The sequence below is a fragment of the Pseudomonas sp. 1 R 17 genome (assembly GCF_900067035.1).
In the GTDB taxonomy this organism is placed as follows: Bacteria; Pseudomonadota; Gammaproteobacteria; order Pseudomonadales; family Pseudomonadaceae; genus Aquipseudomonas; species Aquipseudomonas marginalis.
In genome coordinates this window covers 148,388-164,713 of record NZ_FKLB01000061.1, presented here as the reverse complement: position 1 = coordinate 164,713, position 16,326 = coordinate 148,388, and the positions used below count along the sequence as shown (strand labels likewise).

12 protein-coding genes and 2 rRNA genes are annotated in these 16,326 nt (G+C 59.2%); 8 read left to right on the top strand and 6 right to left on the bottom strand.

Features of this window, described 5'->3' with window-relative positions; translation table 11 throughout:
• Positions 1-28 precede the first annotated feature (28 nt).
• The 5 genes from BFP99_RS25530 (at position 29) to BFP99_RS25510 (ending at position 6,906) form a co-directional block, all read left to right on the top strand.
• A 23S ribosomal RNA gene (locus BFP99_RS25530) occupies positions 29-2,920 on the top strand.
• Positions 2,921-3,072: 152 nt separating this feature from the next.
• A 5S ribosomal RNA gene (gene rrf / locus BFP99_RS25525) occupies positions 3,073-3,188 on the top strand.
• A gap of 152 nt (positions 3,189-3,340) precedes the next feature.
• Complete coding sequence (locus BFP99_RS25520; protein ID WP_065923981.1) at positions 3,341-4,000, top strand: paraquat-inducible protein A; 660 nt, start codon at positions 3,341-3,343, stop codon at positions 3,998-4,000.
• The gene (locus tag BFP99_RS25515; protein ID WP_027606959.1) at positions 3,987-4,610 is read left to right on the top strand and encodes a paraquat-inducible protein A; all 624 of its coding nucleotides are present in this window, start codon (positions 3,987-3,989) and stop codon (positions 4,608-4,610) included. Before BFP99_RS25520 ends, BFP99_RS25515 begins: the two co-directional genes overlap by 14 nt.
• Positions 4,603-6,906, top strand: coding sequence for a PqiB family protein (locus BFP99_RS25510; RefSeq protein ID WP_027606958.1), 2,304 nt, complete (start codon positions 4,603-4,605; stop codon positions 6,904-6,906). The genes BFP99_RS25515 and BFP99_RS25510 overlap by 8 nt, the downstream gene beginning before the upstream one ends.
• A 60-nt stretch (positions 6,907-6,966) precedes the next feature.
• On the opposite strand, the gene mksF is transcribed toward BFP99_RS25510, so the two are convergent.
• From mksF to mksB, 3 genes are read right to left on the bottom strand one after another with little or no spacing between them, the layout of a single operon-like run.
• Positions 6,967-9,807: an Mks condensin complex protein MksF gene (mksF, locus tag BFP99_RS25505; RefSeq protein WP_065948506.1), complete on the bottom strand. Its 2,841-nt coding sequence runs from the start codon at positions 9,805-9,807 to the stop codon at positions 6,967-6,969.
• Complete coding sequence (gene mksE / locus BFP99_RS25500; RefSeq protein ID WP_065923985.1) at positions 9,804-10,511, bottom strand: Mks condensin complex protein MksE; 708 nt, start codon at positions 10,509-10,511, stop codon at positions 9,804-9,806. Before mksE ends, mksF begins: the two co-directional genes overlap by 4 nt.
• Positions 10,501-11,778 (bottom strand): Mks condensin complex protein MksB, encoded by a 1,278-nt coding sequence (gene mksB, locus BFP99_RS25495; protein WP_065948505.1) that lies wholly within the window; start codon positions 11,776-11,778, stop codon positions 10,501-10,503. The genes mksE and mksB overlap by 11 nt, the downstream gene beginning before the upstream one ends.
• Before the next feature lie 187 nt (positions 11,779-11,965).
• Here mksB and BFP99_RS25490 point away from each other — a divergent pair, with 187 nt between their 5' ends.
• Both BFP99_RS25490 and rimI read left to right on the top strand, forming a co-directional pair.
• Positions 11,966-12,709, top strand: coding sequence for an energy transducer TonB (locus BFP99_RS25490; RefSeq protein WP_065923987.1), 744 nt, complete (start codon positions 11,966-11,968; stop codon positions 12,707-12,709).
• The gene (gene rimI, locus BFP99_RS25485; RefSeq protein WP_003188286.1) at positions 12,702-13,154 is read left to right on the top strand and encodes a ribosomal protein S18-alanine N-acetyltransferase; all 453 of its coding nucleotides are present in this window, start codon (positions 12,702-12,704) and stop codon (positions 13,152-13,154) included. Before BFP99_RS25490 ends, rimI begins: the two co-directional genes overlap by 8 nt.
• A 74-nt stretch (positions 13,155-13,228) precedes the next feature.
• Here rimI and BFP99_RS25480 read toward each other — a convergent pair whose 3' ends face one another.
• A complete protein-coding gene (locus BFP99_RS25480; RefSeq protein ID WP_065948504.1) occupies positions 13,229-13,633 on the bottom strand; it encodes a serine kinase/phosphatase in 405 nt (134 codons plus the stop codon).
• Between the two features lie 151 nt (positions 13,634-13,784).
• Between BFP99_RS25480 and can the strand changes: the two genes are divergently transcribed.
• Complete coding sequence (can, locus tag BFP99_RS25475; RefSeq protein ID WP_003188288.1) at positions 13,785-14,429, top strand: carbonate dehydratase; 645 nt, start codon at positions 13,785-13,787, stop codon at positions 14,427-14,429.
• Here can and BFP99_RS25470 read toward each other — a convergent pair.
• Positions 14,426-14,938, bottom strand: a complete 513-nt coding sequence (locus BFP99_RS25470; RefSeq protein ID WP_065948503.1) for an SET domain-containing protein-lysine N-methyltransferase — start codon at positions 14,936-14,938, stop codon at positions 14,426-14,428. The two genes, can and BFP99_RS25470, sit on opposite strands and share 4 nt — an antisense overlap.
• Before the next feature lie 143 nt (positions 14,939-15,081).
• Positions 15,082-16,251: a hypothetical protein gene (locus BFP99_RS25465; RefSeq protein ID WP_065923990.1), complete on the bottom strand. Its 1,170-nt coding sequence runs from the start codon at positions 16,249-16,251 to the stop codon at positions 15,082-15,084.
• Between the last annotated feature and the right edge of the window lie 75 nt (positions 16,252-16,326).

The following is a 16,326-nucleotide window of genomic DNA, read 5'->3' as shown; positions in this document are numbered from 1 at the left end:
AGTATAACCAGATTGCTTGGGGTTATATGGTCAAGTGAAGAAGCGCATACGGTGGATGCCTTGGCAGTCAGAGGCGATGAAAGACGTGGTAGCCTGCGAAAAGCTTCGGGGAGTCGGCAAACAGACTTTGATCCGGAGATGTCTGAATGGGGGAACCCAGCCATCATAAGATGGTTATCTTGTACTGAATACATAGGTGCAAGAGGCGAACCAGGGGAACTGAAACATCTAAGTACCCTGAGGAAAAGAAATCAACCGAGATTCCCTTAGTAGTGGCGAGCGAACGGGGACTAGCCCTTAAGTGGCTTTGAGATTAGCGGAACGCTCTGGAAAGTGCGGCCATAGTGGGTGATAGCCCTGTACGCGAAAATCTCTTAGTCATGAAATCGAGTAGGACGGAGCACGAGAAACTTTGTCTGAATATGGGGGGACCATCCTCCAAGGCTAAATACTACTGACTGACCGATAGTGAACTAGTACCGTGAGGGAAAGGCGAAAAGAACCCCGGAGAGGGGAGTGAAATAGATCCTGAAACCGTATGCGTACAAGCAGTGGGAGCCCACTTTGTTGGGTGACTGCGTACCTTTTGTATAATGGGTCAGCGACTTATTTTCAGTGGCGAGCTTAACCGAATAGGGGAGGCGTAGCGAAAGCGAGTCTTAATAGGGCGTCTAGTCGCTGGGAATAGACCCGAAACCGGGCGATCTATCCATGGGCAGGTTGAAGGTTGGGTAACACTAACTGGAGGACCGAACCGACTACCGTTGAAAAGTTAGCGGATGACCTGTGGATCGGAGTGAAAGGCTAATCAAGCTCGGAGATAGCTGGTTCTCCTCGAAAGCTATTTAGGTAGCGCCTCATGTATCACTGTAGGGGGTAGAGCACTGTTTCGGCTAGGGGGTCATCCCGACTTACCAAACCGATGCAAACTCCGAATACCTACAAGTGCCGAGCATGGGAGACACACGGCGGGTGCTAACGTCCGTCGTGAAAAGGGAAACAACCCAGACCGTCAGCTAAGGTCCCAAAGTTATGGTTAAGTGGGAAACGATGTGGGAAGGCTTAGACAGCTAGGAGGTTGGCTTAGAAGCAGCCACCCTTTAAAGAAAGCGTAATAGCTCACTAGTCGAGTCGGCCTGCGCGGAAGATGTAACGGGGCTCAAACCATACACCGAAGCTACGGGTATCACGTAAGTGATGCGGTAGAGGAGCGTTCTGTAAGCCTGTGAAGGTGAGTTGAGAAGCTTGCTGGAGGTATCAGAAGTGCGAATGCTGACATGAGTAACGATAATGGGTGTGAAAAACACCCACGCCGAAAGACCAAGGTTTCCTGCGCAACGTTAATCGACGCAGGGTTAGTCGGTCCCTAAGGCGAGGCTGAAAAGCGTAGTCGATGGAAAACAGGTTAATATTCCTGTACTTCTGGTTATTGCGATGGAGGGACGGAGAAGGCTAGGCCAGCTTGGCGTTGGTTGTCCAAGTTTAAGGTGGTAGGCTGGAATCTTAGGTAAATCCGGGATTCTAAGGCCGAGAGCTGATGACGAGTTAACTTTTAGTTAACGAAGTGGTTGATGCCATGCTTCCAAGAAAAGCTTCTAAGCTTCAGGTAACCAGGAACCGTACCCCAAACCGACACAGGTGGTTGGGTAGAGAATACCAAGGCGCTTGAGAGAACTCGGGTGAAGGAACTAGGCAAAATGGCACCGTAACTTCGGGAGAAGGTGCGCCGGTGAGGGTGAAGGACTTGCTCCGTAAGCTCATGCCGGTCGAAGATACCAGGCCGCTGCGACTGTTTATTAAAAACACAGCACTCTGCAAACACGAAAGTGGACGTATAGGGTGTGACGCCTGCCCGGTGCCGGAAGGTTAATTGATGGGGTTAGCTAACGCGAAGCTCTTGATCGAAGCCCCGGTAAACGGCGGCCGTAACTATAACGGTCCTAAGGTAGCGAAATTCCTTGTCGGGTAAGTTCCGACCTGCACGAATGGCGTAACGATGGCGGCGCTGTCTCCACCCGAGACTCAGTGAAATTGAAATCGCTGTGAAGATGCAGTGTATCCGCGGCTAGACGGAAAGACCCCGTGAACCTTTACTATAGCTTTGCACTGGACTTTGAATTTGCTTGTGTAGGATAGGTGGGAGGCTTTGAAGCGTGGACGCCAGTCTGCGTGGAGCCAACCTTGAAATACCACCCTGGCAACTTTGAGGTTCTAACTCAGGTCCGTTATCCGGATCGAGGACAGTGTATGGTGGGTAGTTTGACTGGGGCGGTCTCCTCCTAAAGAGTAACGGAGGAGTACGAAGGTGCGCTCAGACCGGTCGGAAATCGGTCGTAGAGTATAAAGGCAAAAGCGCGCTTGACTGCGAGACAGACACGTCGAGCAGGTACGAAAGTAGGTCTTAGTGATCCGGTGGTTCTGTATGGAAGGGCCATCGCTCAACGGATAAAAGGTACTCCGGGGATAACAGGCTGATACCGCCCAAGAGTTCATATCGACGGCGGTGTTTGGCACCTCGATGTCGGCTCATCACATCCTGGGGCTGAAGCCGGTCCCAAGGGTATGGCTGTTCGCCATTTAAAGTGGTACGCGAGCTGGGTTTAGAACGTCGTGAGACAGTTCGGTCCCTATCTGCCGTGGACGTTTGAGATTTGAGAGGGGCTGCTCCTAGTACGAGAGGACCGGAGTGGACGAACCTCTGGTGTTCCGGTTGTCACGCCAGTGGCATTGCCGGGTAGCTATGTTCGGAATAGATAACCGCTGAAAGCATCTAAGCGGGAAACTAGCCTCAAGATGAGATCTCACTGGGACCTTGAGTCCCCTGAAGGGCCGTCGAAGACTACGACGTTGATAGGTTGGGTGTGTAAGCGCTGTGAGGCGTTGAGCTAACCAATACTAATTGCCCGTGAGGCTTGACCATATAACACCCAAGCAATTTGCGTCGAAAGGCCAGATTGCGGTGTGTGAAGACGCAATGAACCGAAAGTTCGAGATTTCACAAAACACCGACAGCTGTCACATACCCAATTTGCTGAAGCGAGGCCAGCCGGCCACGACTCAGTACCCGAATTTCTTGACGACCATAGAGCATTGGAACCACCTGATCCCATCCCGAACTCAGCAGTGAAACGATGCATCGCCGATGGTAGTGTGGGGTTTCCCCATGTGAGAGTAGGTCATCGTCAAGATTAAATTCCGAAACCCCATTTGCGAAAGCAGGTGGGGTTTTGTTTTGGGCGGTCGAAAAGTGCGGAAAGATGCACGACAAATTTGCACAGTTATTTCTGAACCAGACCACTAGAATAGGCACCTAACCTTTTTTAGAGTCAGAGCCCTACCTATGCCGGATCCGGTTGATGCCCTTGAGGTGTCGGATTTACCACTGGACAACTTGGTGGCATGCCATGAGTGCGACTTGCTGATGCGCAAACCCATGCTCGCCCTCGGTGAAAAAGCCCAATGCCCGCGTTGCGGTTATGAACTCTACGCTCACCGCCATAATGTCGTTGAGCGCAGCCTCGCTCTGGTACTCGCCGCGCTGTTGCTCTACGTCCCGGCGAACTTTCTGCCCATCATGCAGCTCAATCTGCTCGGGCAGTCCTCAGAGGACACTGTGTGGAGTGGCGTAGTCGGTCTATTCGATACCGGGATGCAAGGCGTCGCCGCCGTGGTGTTCCTATGCAGCATGGGTATTCCGCTGCTCAAGCTGCTTTGCCAGCTGGCGGTGCTGCTCAGTATTCGTTGGAAGATCGGCCGTAGTTACGGCCTGCTGCTGTACCGCATTTACCACCACATGAAAGATTGGGGAATGTTGGAGGTCTACTTGATGGGCGTACTGGTGGCGATCGTGAAACTCGCCGACATGGCCTCAATCACCATCGGCCTGGGTCTGGTTTGCTTTGTCAGCCTATTAATGGTTCAGGTTCTGCTTGAGGTGGTGATGTCGCCGCACCAGATCTGGCAAGCACTGTCAGGGGAAGATGATCATGCGGGCGATTGATGCGGGCATTCTGATTTGTACTGAATGTCACGAGCTGAACAAACAAGAGCCTGACACCGATGAGCAAACCTGCACCCGATGCGGTGCGCTGATCCACGCCCGTCGCCCCAACAGCCTCACTCGCACCTGGGCCTTGCTGATCACGGCGGCCATTCTGTATATCCCCGCCAACCTGTTGCCGATCATGACCGTCAACTCCCTCGGCCAGGGCGAGCCAAGCACCATCATGGCCGGTGTGATCCAGTTGGTGCAGCACGGCATGTTCCCGATTGCGGCTGTGGTGTTCATCGCCAGCATCCTGGTGCCGACGTTCAAGCTGGTGGGCATTGGCCTGTTACTGTTCTCGGTTCAACGTCACCAACCGCTTTCCGCGCAGCAGCGCATTATCATGTACCGCTTTATCGAATTCATTGGCCGCTGGTCCATGCTGGATATCTTCGTGATCGCCATCCTGGTGGCGGTCGTAAACTTTGGGCGGCTTGCCAGCGTCGAGGCCAACCTCGGCGCTGCAGCGTTCGCCAGTGTGGTGATCTTGACGATGCTTGCCGCAGTAACTTTTGATCCCCGACTGATTTGGGATAATACGGAGTCGGACGACGACCATGAGTGATTTGCCTAAAGCTAAAACCCGCCCGGCCTCCAACTGGTCAGCCATTTGGGTTCTTCCCCTGATTGCCTTGATCATCGGCGGTTGGCTGGGGTGGCGTGCCTATTCCCAGCAGGGTATTGAGATCCAGGTGCGCTTTGAAAGCGGCGAAGGCATCCAGGCCAACAAAACCGAAGTGGTCTACAAAGGCATGTCCGTGGGTAAGGTCAAGACCCTTGCCCTTGACGACGAGGGCAATAATCGCGGGGTGATTGCCACCATCGAGATGAACAAGGATGTCGAGCAATACCTCAAGACCAACACGCGTTTCTGGCTGGTCAAGCCCAGTGTCAGCCTTGCCGGTATCACCGGCCTGGAAACCCTGGTCTCGGGTAACTACATCGCCGCCAGCCCCGGTGACGGTGAGCCCACACGCAAATTCAAGGCGCTCTCCGAAGAGCCGCCTTTGTCCGATGCCAAGCCTGGCCTGCACCTGACCATCAAGGCCGACCGCCTCGGCTCGCTCAACCGTGGCAGCCCGGTGTTCTATAAGCAGATACAGGTCGGCCAGGTCAAAAGCTACTTGCTCTCCGAGGACCAGAGCACCGTCGAGATCAAGGTCTACATCGAGCCGACCTACGCCAACCTTGTGCGCAAACACACCCGTTTCTGGAACGCCAGCGGCATCAGCATCGATGCCAATCTCTCCGGCGTGAAGGTGCGCAGCGAATCCCTCTCCAGTATCGTCGCCGGCGGCATTGCCTTCGCCACGCCGGAGAATCGCAAGGACAGCCCGCCGACCGATCCGAGCCTGCCGTTCCGCCTGTACGAAGATTTCGATGCGGCCGCTGCCGGTATCAAGGCCAAGGTCAAGCTCACGGACTTCGAAGGCCTGCAAGCCGGTCGTACACCGGTGATGTACAAAGGCATTCAGGTGGGCAGCCTGAAAACCTTGAAGATCGACCCGGACCTGTCCAGCGCCAACGCCGAGCTGACCCTCGACCCATTGGCCGAAGACTACCTGGTTCAAGACACCCAGTTCTGGGTGGTCAAACCTTCCATCTCGCTGGCCGGCATTACCGGCCTGGAAGCCCTGGTCAAAGGTAATTACATCGCCATTCGTCCTGGCGACAAAGGCAGCGCCCCGCAACGCGAATTCGTCGCCCGCGCCAAGGCGCCACCGCTGGACCTGCGCTCCCCGGGCCTGCACATGGTGCTGTTCACCGACAACCTCGGCTCCCTGGATGTCGGCAGCCCGATACTCTACAAACAGGTCAAGGTCGGCTCGGTGCAGAGCTACCAGTTCTCGCGCAAGAACAAGCAGCTGGTGATCGGCGTTCATATCGAGAAGGAATACGAAAACCTGGTTAACGGTTCGACACGTTTCTGGAATGCCAGCGGTGTGACCCTGACCGGCGGCCTCACCGGTGGTATCCAGGTGAAGAGTGAGTCCCTGGCCAGCCTGATGGCCGGTGGTATTGCCTTCGAAACACCGCAGCCGAACGTACCGCTGAAAAAGCGCATTCCACGTTTCCGCTTGTTTGCCGACCGTGAGGCGGCCAATCAGCATGGCACCCTGGTGACCATCAAGGTCGAGCGTGCTGACGGTATGCGTCCAGGCACACCGGTACGTTTCAAAGGCCTGGATGTGGGTAAGATCGAGAGCGTGGACCTCAGTGCCGATATGCAATCGGTGCTGCTCAGTGCGCGTATTACCCAAGTAGCGGACCGCATCGCGCGCGTCGGCAGCCAGTTCTGGGTGGTCAAGCCAGAACTGGGCCTGATGAAAACCTCCAACCTGGAAACCCTGGTCACCGGGCAATACATCGAAGTGCAGCCGGCTGCGAAAAACGCCGGTCCGCAGAAGAGCTTCGTCGCACTGGCCCAACCCCCTGAAGCTGTCCGTCAGGAGGCTGGCCTCAGCCTGACACTCAGCGCCGCACGCCGTGGCTCGTTGAAGGAAGGTGTGCCGGTGACCTACCGTGAAGTCACCGTGGGCAAAGTGACCGGCTACGAGTTGGGCCAGACCGCCGATCGGGTGCTGATCCACATCCTCATCGAACCCAAGTACGCGCCGCTGGTACGCAGTGGCAGCCGCTTCTGGAACACCAGCGGCTTTGGCCTCGACTTTGGCCTGTTCAAGGGGGCGACGGTGCGCACCGAGTCCCTGGAGACTCTTGTGGCCGGCGGTATCGCATTTGCCACGCCAGACGGCGAGCGTATGGGCAACGCCGCGCGGCCGCAGCAAACCTTCCCGCTGTTCGACAAATTCGAAGAGGAATGGCTGACCTGGGCACCGAAAATCCCACTCGGCAAATAAAGCTACAAAAAAGGCCGCGATCCATCGGATCGCGGCCTTTTTATATTTCAGCGCAAAACGTCAGACCTCATCCAGCTCCGGCTCATCCGCCTGCACATTCACTGTCGCCTTCACCACATCATGGCGACGGATGTACTTCCAGTCCGCCTCATCGATGTAGATACCGTTCGGCCCGCTGCCGCCTTCCAAGTCGATTGCCACCTGGGCAGACACCTGTGGCTTCACACTGGCGAGGATCGGCACAAAGCCCAGTTGCAAACTGGTTTCCAGCAACGCCGCCTGGTTCTTCTCATCGATATCCGCTGCTTCGTCGAGATAGTACGGCAAGCGCACACGCCCGGCCTGGTCACGGTCCATCAAGTGCAGCAACAAGTACATGTTGGTCAGCGCCTTGATGGTCATGGTGGTGCCGTTGGACGCCGCGCCGTCGATGTCGGTGTGGATCACCGGCTGACCGTGCACCTTGGTGATCTCGAAAGCCAGTTCGAACAGGTCCTTGAGGCCCAACTGGTTATGGTTGGCCGCCACCAGGCGGGCCAGGTATTCCTTGGCTTCTTCGTTCTTGTTGTCCTGCTCGGCACTTTGGCTGAGGTCGAACACCGACAGGGTTTCGCCTTCTTCGTACTGGCCAGCACTGTGGATGATCTGGTCGATATGTTTGAGGGCTTCCTTGTTCGGCGCGAGTACGATGCGGAAGCTTTGCAGGTTGGACACCTGACGCTTGTTGATCTCGCGGTTGAACAGCGCCAGCTGGTGTTCCAGGCTGTCGTAGTCGCTGCGGATATTGCGCAGGGTTCGTGCAATGTCAGTGACCGCCGCCCGGCGCGCCTTGCCCAGTGTCAGCGCCTCATCGGTGCGGTGCGCATAAGCGTTGATCAACAATTGCAGGCGACGCTCTACGTCATCCTCGCTGTCGAACTTGGCCACGCCCTTGAGGCGCACCTGAGCGTACAGCGCCTCGATCTGGCCATCGGCACGCAGCAAGCCCTGCCAGCTGTCCTGATAGTCATTGAGCAGCGGCAGCAGGTTATCCATGGAGTCATCGACCGGGTCCATGAACGGCGTGCCAAACGGCAAGTCGGCCGGCAACAGCTGCCGGCGGCGCAAGGCGTCATCCAGCGTACGTTGCTTGGCTTCCATATCGCCGATCTGGCGGCCCACCAGCTGCAGCTTGGCGGACAGTTGCTGGACGCGCTCGGTGAACGCATCGCTGGATCGTTTCAACTCATCCTGGGCCGCTTCCATCTGTGCCAGGTTTTCCAGTTTTTCGCCTTCTTCGGCACTCAGGGTTTGCGCGCGACGGAAGTCTTCCAGCGCCTTTTGCGCGTCCAGCACCTGCTGGTACAGCGCTTCGGTCTGGGTCTTGCTCGCCGCGCGGTCGGAGGTCACGGCTTGCTGGGTTTTCAGCTGCTTGAGTTCTTTCTCCAGGCGTTCCTTTTGGTCGCGCAACGCTGCGCGATCCGCCAGGGCCTGCAGCGCCGGTGGTTCGATGTGGGAGATGTCGATGGACAGCCCCGGCACTTCAAAACGTTCGCCCTTGAAGCCATCGAGGATCTGCTCCAGGGATTTGACCCACCGGCCGTCCTCATCCAGCGTGATGCCGTGTTCACCCAATGGCAGGCTGAACAACGAACTGTTGAACAGGCGCATCAGGCGCTCGACGTCCTGCTGCGAAAACTCTTCGCGCAGCTTGGCATAGCTGTTGTTATCCGCGTGATCCAGCTGCTGCTTGACCGACTTCAAGCGTTTTTCCAGATCGCGCAGACGTTCGTCCAGATCCTCGGCGCTGAACTGCCGCGACTGCGCCAGTGCGCCCGCCAGTTCATCGTGAGCGTCCTTGGCCGCCAGCAATTGCTGCTCCAGGACCCTGACGTCATCCACCAGGGCAAAGCGATGCTTGAGCACCGACAATTCGCCCAGCCAACGCTGGATGCCGCTGATTTCCCGCTCCAGGCGCATCAGCTCCTGGGTGCCGCCACGCTGGTCGTTCTGCAGTGCGTCCTGCTCGTTGCGGTAGTGCTCGGCCTGGATGGTCAGCTCTTCCTTGCGCGCACTGGCATAGTCCGACCAGGTGCCGAGCAGCGAATCCAGCAGCGGCGACAGGCGATGCAGCTTGCCGCGCAGGGCGTCGCGCTGGCGAACGCCATTGGCCAGGGCTTCCACCAGCGGGCCGGCAGCGACCAGGGCGTTGTAGTCCTGCTCCATGCGTCGCACATCGCGGAAGGCTTCTTCGCACGCTGCGATGTAATCCACACTACCCGAACGCAGGCTGTGCTCGAACGCATCGAGGAACAGCTGCTTGAGCTTGGCCGCGGTGATTTCGCGCATGTGCAGCAGGTTGATAAACAACGCGCGGAAAGTTTTCAGGCTTTGCTCACTGGTGGAGCGCAGCGGGATCAGGGTCAGGTCCAGCGGGATCGACGTATGACCACCCACCAGCAAACGGCGCAGTTCATCCGGCTTGAGTTCGTAGGCTTTCAGGCCTTCGCGCTCAAGGTTGGTGAACAGCTCCTTCTGACGCAGGCAGGTGTCGTTTTTCTGATAGTGGGCCAGGTCCAGCTTGCCGGCGTAGGCAAAGAACTGGTGCCCGAAACCACCGCCCGGGCCGCGCCCGACCACGCCGATTACGTGGGGGCCATGGGGCAGGGAGACTTCCACCAGGATGTAGCTGGTGTCGGTGGCGAAGTAGAAGCGTCGCGATTGCTCCAGGGTGTACTTGCCGAAACTCATGTCCGACATGCGCGCCAGGATCGGGAACTGCAAGGCGTTGATCGACGCGGATTTACCCAGGTTATTAGCGCCATACACCGACAGCGGTTCTTCCAGCGGGAACAAGCCCAAGCTGTAGCCGGCAGTGTTCAATAGCGCGAAGCGGCGGATGCCGTAGCGTTCCTTGCTCATGCGTCGGTCTCCTGTTCTTCGGCAATGGCGCGGGCCAGTGCGTCTTCTTCGCTTTCGTCCGCGAAGTCGCTGAGGTCCAGCGGGTCATCGGTCTTCAGCAGTTTTTCATCGCTGTCTTCGTCAATGATCACCGGCACCGGCAGTGGCAACACGCTGTGTACGCTGGCCGCCAGGTCGCGGTCCTGCTGCACCGACAGGCACACGTCGAGGAAGCGGTGCATCGGCGGCAGGAAGCGGTAAATGCCGTTGTCTTCGCTGGCAAAACCCAGCTGGGTCATACGGCGCATGATTTTTTCTTCGAGTTCTTCCTGGGTCTGCACTTCGGCCTGGATAAACAGGTCGCGGTACTTTTCCAGCAGCGACGGCAGCTCGTCACGGCCCAGGCTGCCACCGTCGAGCACGGCGATCGGGTCGCGGCCCTGGTCGGCCAGGTGCTCGACAATGATGAAGGTGAACAGCGCCAGGCGCTGGGCGGTCTTGTTGACCTGCGCACTCGCAATCGCGGAGTCCGGCACGAAGTAGTAGAAGCCACGGGTATCGCACACCAGCTCAAAGCCCAGGGCCTTGAACAGCGTGCGGTACTGGTCCTGGAAGTTCGACAGTTGCGCGTACAGCTCGGGGTCGCGGCGGCTGACGTGGTAACCCTTGAACAGCTCGCGAAAGATCGGCGCCAGCTGGGACAGTTCGGATAGATCAAGATGCATGAGGTGTACTCGCAGGATGCTCGGCGGCGTCGGTGCCGGCCGGGAGCAGGGCGAATGAGCGCAGGCTGACCTGGTGCTCGTGTGTGTGGTAGTCGCGGCGTTCCAGGCGCTCGCGCTTGAAGCGTTTCTCCCGCGAGAGCCGCGAGAACCAGTACAGCAATTCGTCGGTGGCACCGTCCGGTTCCTGCTCCAGCAGCCAGGTCATCAGGTCCGGCATCGGCAGCGCGTCTTCGCAGCGCTCGAGCATTTCCTTGACCGTCCGCGGTGCGCGCTGGGCTTCGCCCTTGTGGGACTTGTGCGCCTTGGGGAACCGGGCCGGTTTCGGCTCGAAGTTCGCCAGGGCATACACATAGGCTTCGACCTGGCTGGCACTGCCGAGGAAGGTGCTTTGCGGTCGGGTAAACATCGGCATCGCCGCCTGCGGCACCGCGTCCAGGCCTTTACGGCGGATGGCCGACAGCGCCAGCGCCGCACCGCGGGTCACGGCATTGTGCCGACGCGCTTCTTCGCGCAGCGGCAACAGCAGCTCGCGGGCATGCCGCAAGGTCAGCTGGGCGCTGGTCTGCATTTCGAGGATGCGCGCGTGGGTGCGCAGCAGCATGTCGTCGTCCACCAGGTGGCCGAGGCGCTGTTGCTCGGTGAGCATGCGCAGCAGCACGTTTTCCACCTTGCGCACGCCTTGCTCGAAGGCACCGTCGGCGTTCACCAGCTGGATCATCGGTTCGACGTACTCGTCCCAGGTCGCCAGGACTTCGGCGTAACGCTGGCGCAGCGGGATCTGCCGGTCACTGGTCTTGGCACGGTCGGCCACGGCCGCGAGGGCCTGTTCGTCGTTGGCGAGTTTTTTCAGTACGTCGCGTACGCGCATGTCGAGCAGGCGCAGTTGGCGGGCCAGGTCGTGGCCATCACGGATGTCGAAGGCATCCTGGATATAACCGGCCAGGCGCTCAAGATGGCGCAGGTAGGCTTCGATCTCCAGGCACAGGCCAAGCCGGTGCTCCTTGCGAAGATAAGCCAGGAAGTCGTGGATCTGCGCGTTGAGCTCGAAACGGTTCGGGCTCTTGGCGACAGGCACCAGGATATCCAGGCGAATCCACACGTCCAGCAGGCTGGTGATGTCCTGGGGCGTGCTGTCCAGTTGTTGGGCGGCCAGTTGTGCGCGCAGCTCGCCGAGGCTCAGGGTGCCTTGGTCGAAGTGTTCGCACAGTGGCTCAAGTAAGGCCCAGTGTTCGGCGAGGGCGCGCAGGACGCGCTTGGGTTCGATCATGGGAATGGCCGGCTGGTTGGCGATTAAAAGTCGCGATTGTACTGCATCAGGCGCGGGATTTATCCACAGCCGGTCAGTGCACAGTGGGCGATTGTTACCGAACAGCGGTAGAATCCCCGCTCTTTACTTATCCACAAGTGGCCGAGCTGTGCTTATCGAGTCCCGACGTCGCGCTTACTTGACCGCCATGCAGGTGGTCAACTGGCTGCCCCGCACCGAACTGCCGTTCGCCGCCCCGTCGCGGCCCGAGCTGTTAGCGGCGCTTGAGCCCTATGAGGCGTTCGAGGTTTCGGGGGAGGAGGCGGCTGCACCGGTGGCCGTGGTCAAACCCGTACTGGACGCTCGTCCTGCGGTTGAACGCGTCAAGGTCGAGGTGCCGCGCCCGGGGCCAATGGCCAAGCCCGTAGTGGCCGAAGCGGCTGCGCCGGTTGCCAAGGCCCCCGTGGTGCCGCCGCCACGCTTTGCCCTGCAGTTATTGCGGGCCGGGCGTTGCCTGCTATTGGTGGAGTTACCCACCGGCGAGCGCTTCCAGACCCGCGACCCCGCCTACATGCTGCTCAAGGACATGCTGCGCGCCGCCGGCCTGCCCGACAGCCCGCAAATCGTCGGCGACCCGGTCCGTTGGCCGCTGCTGGTACGCGGCACCATGGACCAGGGCCCGGAAGCGGCGCGGGATTTCGTGCAAGGCTTCGTCTCGGCACGCCTGGAGGACGAACCCTGCGTGTGCCTGTGGCTGATCGGCCTGCCCGCCGTACGGTTTGCCGGTGAAGCGAACGCCGAAGCCTGGTACCGCGAACTGCAGGTCGAGGGCCTGGGCTCTGTATGGGCCCTGCCGGGCCTGGAATTATTAATGGAAGAGCCACAGCGTAAGGCTGATGTCTGGCAAGCCATGCGCCGGCTGATGGCGCGCTGGAAAACAACCGATGAGTGAGGCTTTATCCTTCCGCCCGATGACCGAGGCCGACCTCGACGCCGTGCTGAAAATCGAATACGCGGCATTCAGCCATCCCTGGACCCGGGGGATCTTTCTCGACGGGCTGGGCAAGTACCAGATCTGGCTGATGTTCGAAGGCGAGCAGCAGGTAGGCCACGGCGTGGTGCAGATCATCCTCGATGAAGCGCATTTGCTGAACATCACCGTCAAGCCGGAAAACCAGGGCCGTGGCCTGGGCCTGGCACTGCTGGAACACCTGATGTCCCGCGCCTATGCCGCCAACGCGCGGGAATGCTTCCTGGAAGTGCGCGACAGCAATACCGGAGCGTTCCGCCTCTATGAGCGCTATGGCTTCAACGAGATTGGGCGTCGCCGGGACTACTACCCGGCTGTCGGCGGGCGCGAAGATGCGGTTGTCATGGCCTGCACCCTCGTCGATTAAACACACGAACCAATGTGGGAGGAGGGCAAGTCGAATCGTCGCACCGCCCCTCCCACATTTGGATTTGCGCAGTGTCAGCGGTTTCCGTCTACCGGGTCCAGATCAGCCAGTTCCGCTTCATCCAGGCCATTTCCGCCGCCAATGTCATCTTCATCGACAATGCTCAGGTCAAAATCCGCCGGGTTGTCTTCCGCCGCCTCCCGAGCGTCCCGCGCACCGTCTTCATGGATCAGGGTTTCCGGGCTCATATCATCATCGGTTGACTCATGATCAGCCGTTGAAGCCCCGGTCAGTCCGGCCTCGCGCACCCGTTCGTCGGGCATCAGCTGTTCTCGCTCGCCACGGGGGATCTCATTGCCAATCTCCGCCGTCGGTTCTTCCTCGTCAAAATCCAGCTCGCGCATCGAGCCCATGCGGTCTTCGTTGTCGTCAATCGGTTCGGGCTGTGTAGCGCCGTAGGGACGTCGTGATTCAGTCATGGCCAATCCTCATACTGTGGGGCTTATAGTGTGTGGACAGGCATGGCCCCCCAAGATTCAAGTAATTGCCCGCCGGCTATCTTTATGATCGGCGTGACCCGGACGGGCGGTCGTCTGTCAAAGCTGCGCATCATTCCTGAGGCTTTCCCTGATGAACGAACTACAAGACCTGCTTGATAACAACGAACGCTGGGCGGATGCGATCAAACAGGAAGATCCCGAATTCTTCGCCAAGCTCGCCCGCCAGCAGACCCCTGAATACCTGTGGATCGGTTGTTCCGATGCGCGGGTACCGGCCAACGAGATCGTCGGCATGCTGCCCGGTGATCTGTTCGTACACCGCAACGTGGCCAACGTGGTGCTGCACACTGACCTCAATTGCCTGTCGGTGATCCAGTACGCGGTCGATGTACTCAAGGTCAAACATATCCTCGTCACCGGCCACTATGGCTGCGGCGGCGTGCGCGCCTCGATGCAGGACCGCCAGTTCGGCCTGATCGACGGCTGGCTGCGCACCATCCGCGATCTCTACTACGAAAACCGTGACGTGCTGGCCCAACTGCCGACTGAAGAGGAACGTGTGGACCGCATGTGCGAGCTGAACGTGATCCAGCAGGTGGCCAACGTCGGCCACACCAGCATTGTGCAAAATGCCTGGCACCGTGGGCAGAGCCTGTCTATCCACGGCTGCATCTACGGCATCAAGGACGGCCGTTGGAAAAGCTTGAACACCACCATCAGTGGCTTCGAGCAGCTGCCTCCGCAGTATCGCCTGCGTCCGCTGGGCGAAGCCTAAGGCCGTTTGCGGTCGCGCCAATGGGTCATGAACGCCTGGCCTTCGGCGTTCAAACACTCTGTGCTGCCGGTGATCCAGCCCCGGCAGTTCAGCTCGCCGCATTGGCAGGCGAACTGTCGGAACAAGGCGTCCTCGGTACTGGCGTAGTCCAGGGTCAGCGGGGCGCCAGCGACTATGGGCTGCACGGTCCATAGCTCCAGGTAGGTGGTGTCGAAAAACACATTCGGGTTGCAGGAGTGTCGCAGCAGGCCGCAGAACCAGCTGTCATACAGGTGGATGCGGGCGGACAGCTGCAGCGTACGTGGGCGTCGCTCGTTCACGGCGTAACCGGACACCCGGGCAATGCGCACGCGGCCGTCGAAACCCACGCGAGCCCTGACGCCGCCGCCGTCGCGCTCAACCTTAAAGTGCTTGGCCGAGGGATAGCCCTGTTCAACGAGCAGTGTCTTGAACGGGTACAAACCATCACTCACAGTGGTTTTAGCCTGGTCCATGGCTTGAGTTTTCATAACTCTCCTTGGTTAGGCTGCATCGACCTGCGGATGGTGGCTGACTACCAGTCTTGCAGCGGATGGGCCCGGCTCAAGACTCGCTGAACGTGGAGCCGATTTCTACTGTCAACTTTGACAGTAGAAATCGGATTTTCTGCTGTCTACAGCGCAGGCGCCATGATGCTGGGGGCGGGCGCTGCGTTCTTCAGTTGCTTGAGCTGCGTCTTGATCGAAGGCGTGGCGCATTTGGCGTTCGCCTGTTCCGGGGTCAGGTTGCGCACCGAGGTGTAGAACAATTCGCAGGTCTGCTCTTTGCGCGTGACCTGCCAGGTGTTCATGCAGGCCTTGAGCAGCACATTCGGATCGCTCGCGGGTTTCTGGCCCATTCCGGCCTGCCAGCAGGCGGCGCTCAAGTCCTGGCCCATCACTTTTAAACCCGCGTCGTCGGCTTTCTGCTCGTTACCGTCATAGGTGTCCGGGCTGGCCGCGTACCAGATGTAGCTGGGGTGGTTGGCGCCCAGCACCGAGACGGTCTTGCCTGCGGCAGGGCTGATCTGCGCCAGGCCCAGTACACCCACGGTTTGTCCGTATTGCTGCTTGATCCAACTGCGCACCGGCGCGCCGAACGCGACCATTGGCAGCGAGCCGTTGGGGTGCAGGCTCAGTTCGCTGACCATGCGGGTCTGGTAGTCGGTGAAGTAGCCGTAGACGTTCTCCAGGTCCTTGCCCGCATTGGAAGGGGCGGCGATGGGGGCGATATCGATGATGGTCTGGTAGGCCGGGGTTTCGGTGGCCGGCACGCCGTTATCGGTGAGCAGGCTGGCCCAGCGGTCGGTGGTGGCCGACTCCAGGTAATCCTGGGCCTGGGTCAGCGAATAATCCGGCGGGAAATGCAGCAACTCGATGCTCTTGCGGTTTTCCAGGGCCATGCCCAGTGGCAGGAACAGGTACCAGTTGTACGCCCACTTGCCGTCGCTGTTGAGTCTGCTCGCGCCCTGGTAGGCCAGGTCAGCGGTATTGAGCAGCGCGGTCAGGGGCTGGCCGTAACTGTCGGGTACACCGCTGAAGGTCGCGGCGAGCTGCCCTTCATGGTTCTTGACGCTGACCTTGGCTCGGCTGTAGCCATCGCGCTGCAGGCTTTGGTTCAGGTAGTGCTCGGCGGTCTGCTCCAGCGTCCATGGCCGAAAGCAGATCACATTGCAGTTATTGGGGTAAGCGAACAACTGGGTCACCCGTTGAGTGCTGCCCAGCGGTACTTCGATGTCGGCGTGTACGACCGCACTGGCCATCAGTGCGGCCAGGGTGAAGGACAACCTGGTCGGTTTGAACATACTTGATTCCTTGTCAGCGAAAGCCCGTCTGCGCGGGGTGAAAGCCCACCTCCTCACAGTAGCGGTTGGCCAGGA

Bases quoted from the DNA above. Each gene is read 5' to 3' on its own strand.
- BFP99_RS25520 (WP_065923981.1), top strand. From the start codon at position 3,341: ATGCCGGATCCGGTTGATGCCCTTGAGGTGTCGGATTTACCACTGGAC.
- BFP99_RS25515 (WP_027606959.1), top strand. From the start codon at position 3,987: ATGCGGGCGATTGATGCGGGCATTCTGATTTGTACTGAATGTCACGAG.
- BFP99_RS25510 (WP_027606958.1), top strand. From the start codon at position 4,603: ATGAGTGATTTGCCTAAAGCTAAAACCCGCCCGGCCTCCAACTGGTCA.
- mksF (WP_065948506.1), bottom strand. From the start codon at position 9,807: ATGAGCAAGGAACGCTACGGCATCCGCCGCTTCGCGCTATTGAACACT.
- mksE (WP_065923985.1), bottom strand. From the start codon at position 10,511: ATGCATCTTGATCTATCCGAACTGTCCCAGCTGGCGCCGATCTTTCGC.
- mksB (WP_065948505.1), bottom strand. From the start codon at position 11,778: ATGATCGAACCCAAGCGCGTCCTGCGCGCCCTCGCCGAACACTGGGCC.
- BFP99_RS25490 (WP_065923987.1), top strand. From the start codon at position 11,966: ATGCAGGTGGTCAACTGGCTGCCCCGCACCGAACTGCCGTTCGCCGCC.
- rimI (WP_003188286.1), top strand. From the start codon at position 12,702: ATGAGTGAGGCTTTATCCTTCCGCCCGATGACCGAGGCCGACCTCGAC.
- BFP99_RS25480 (WP_065948504.1), bottom strand. From the start codon at position 13,633: ATGACTGAATCACGACGTCCCTACGGCGCTACACAGCCCGAACCGATT.
- can (WP_003188288.1), top strand. From the start codon at position 13,785: ATGAACGAACTACAAGACCTGCTTGATAACAACGAACGCTGGGCGGAT.
- BFP99_RS25470 (WP_065948503.1), bottom strand. From the start codon at position 14,938: ATGAAAACTCAAGCCATGGACCAGGCTAAAACCACTGTGAGTGATGGT.
- BFP99_RS25465 (WP_065923990.1), bottom strand. From the start codon at position 16,251: ATGTTCAAACCGACCAGGTTGTCCTTCACCCTGGCCGCACTGATGGCC.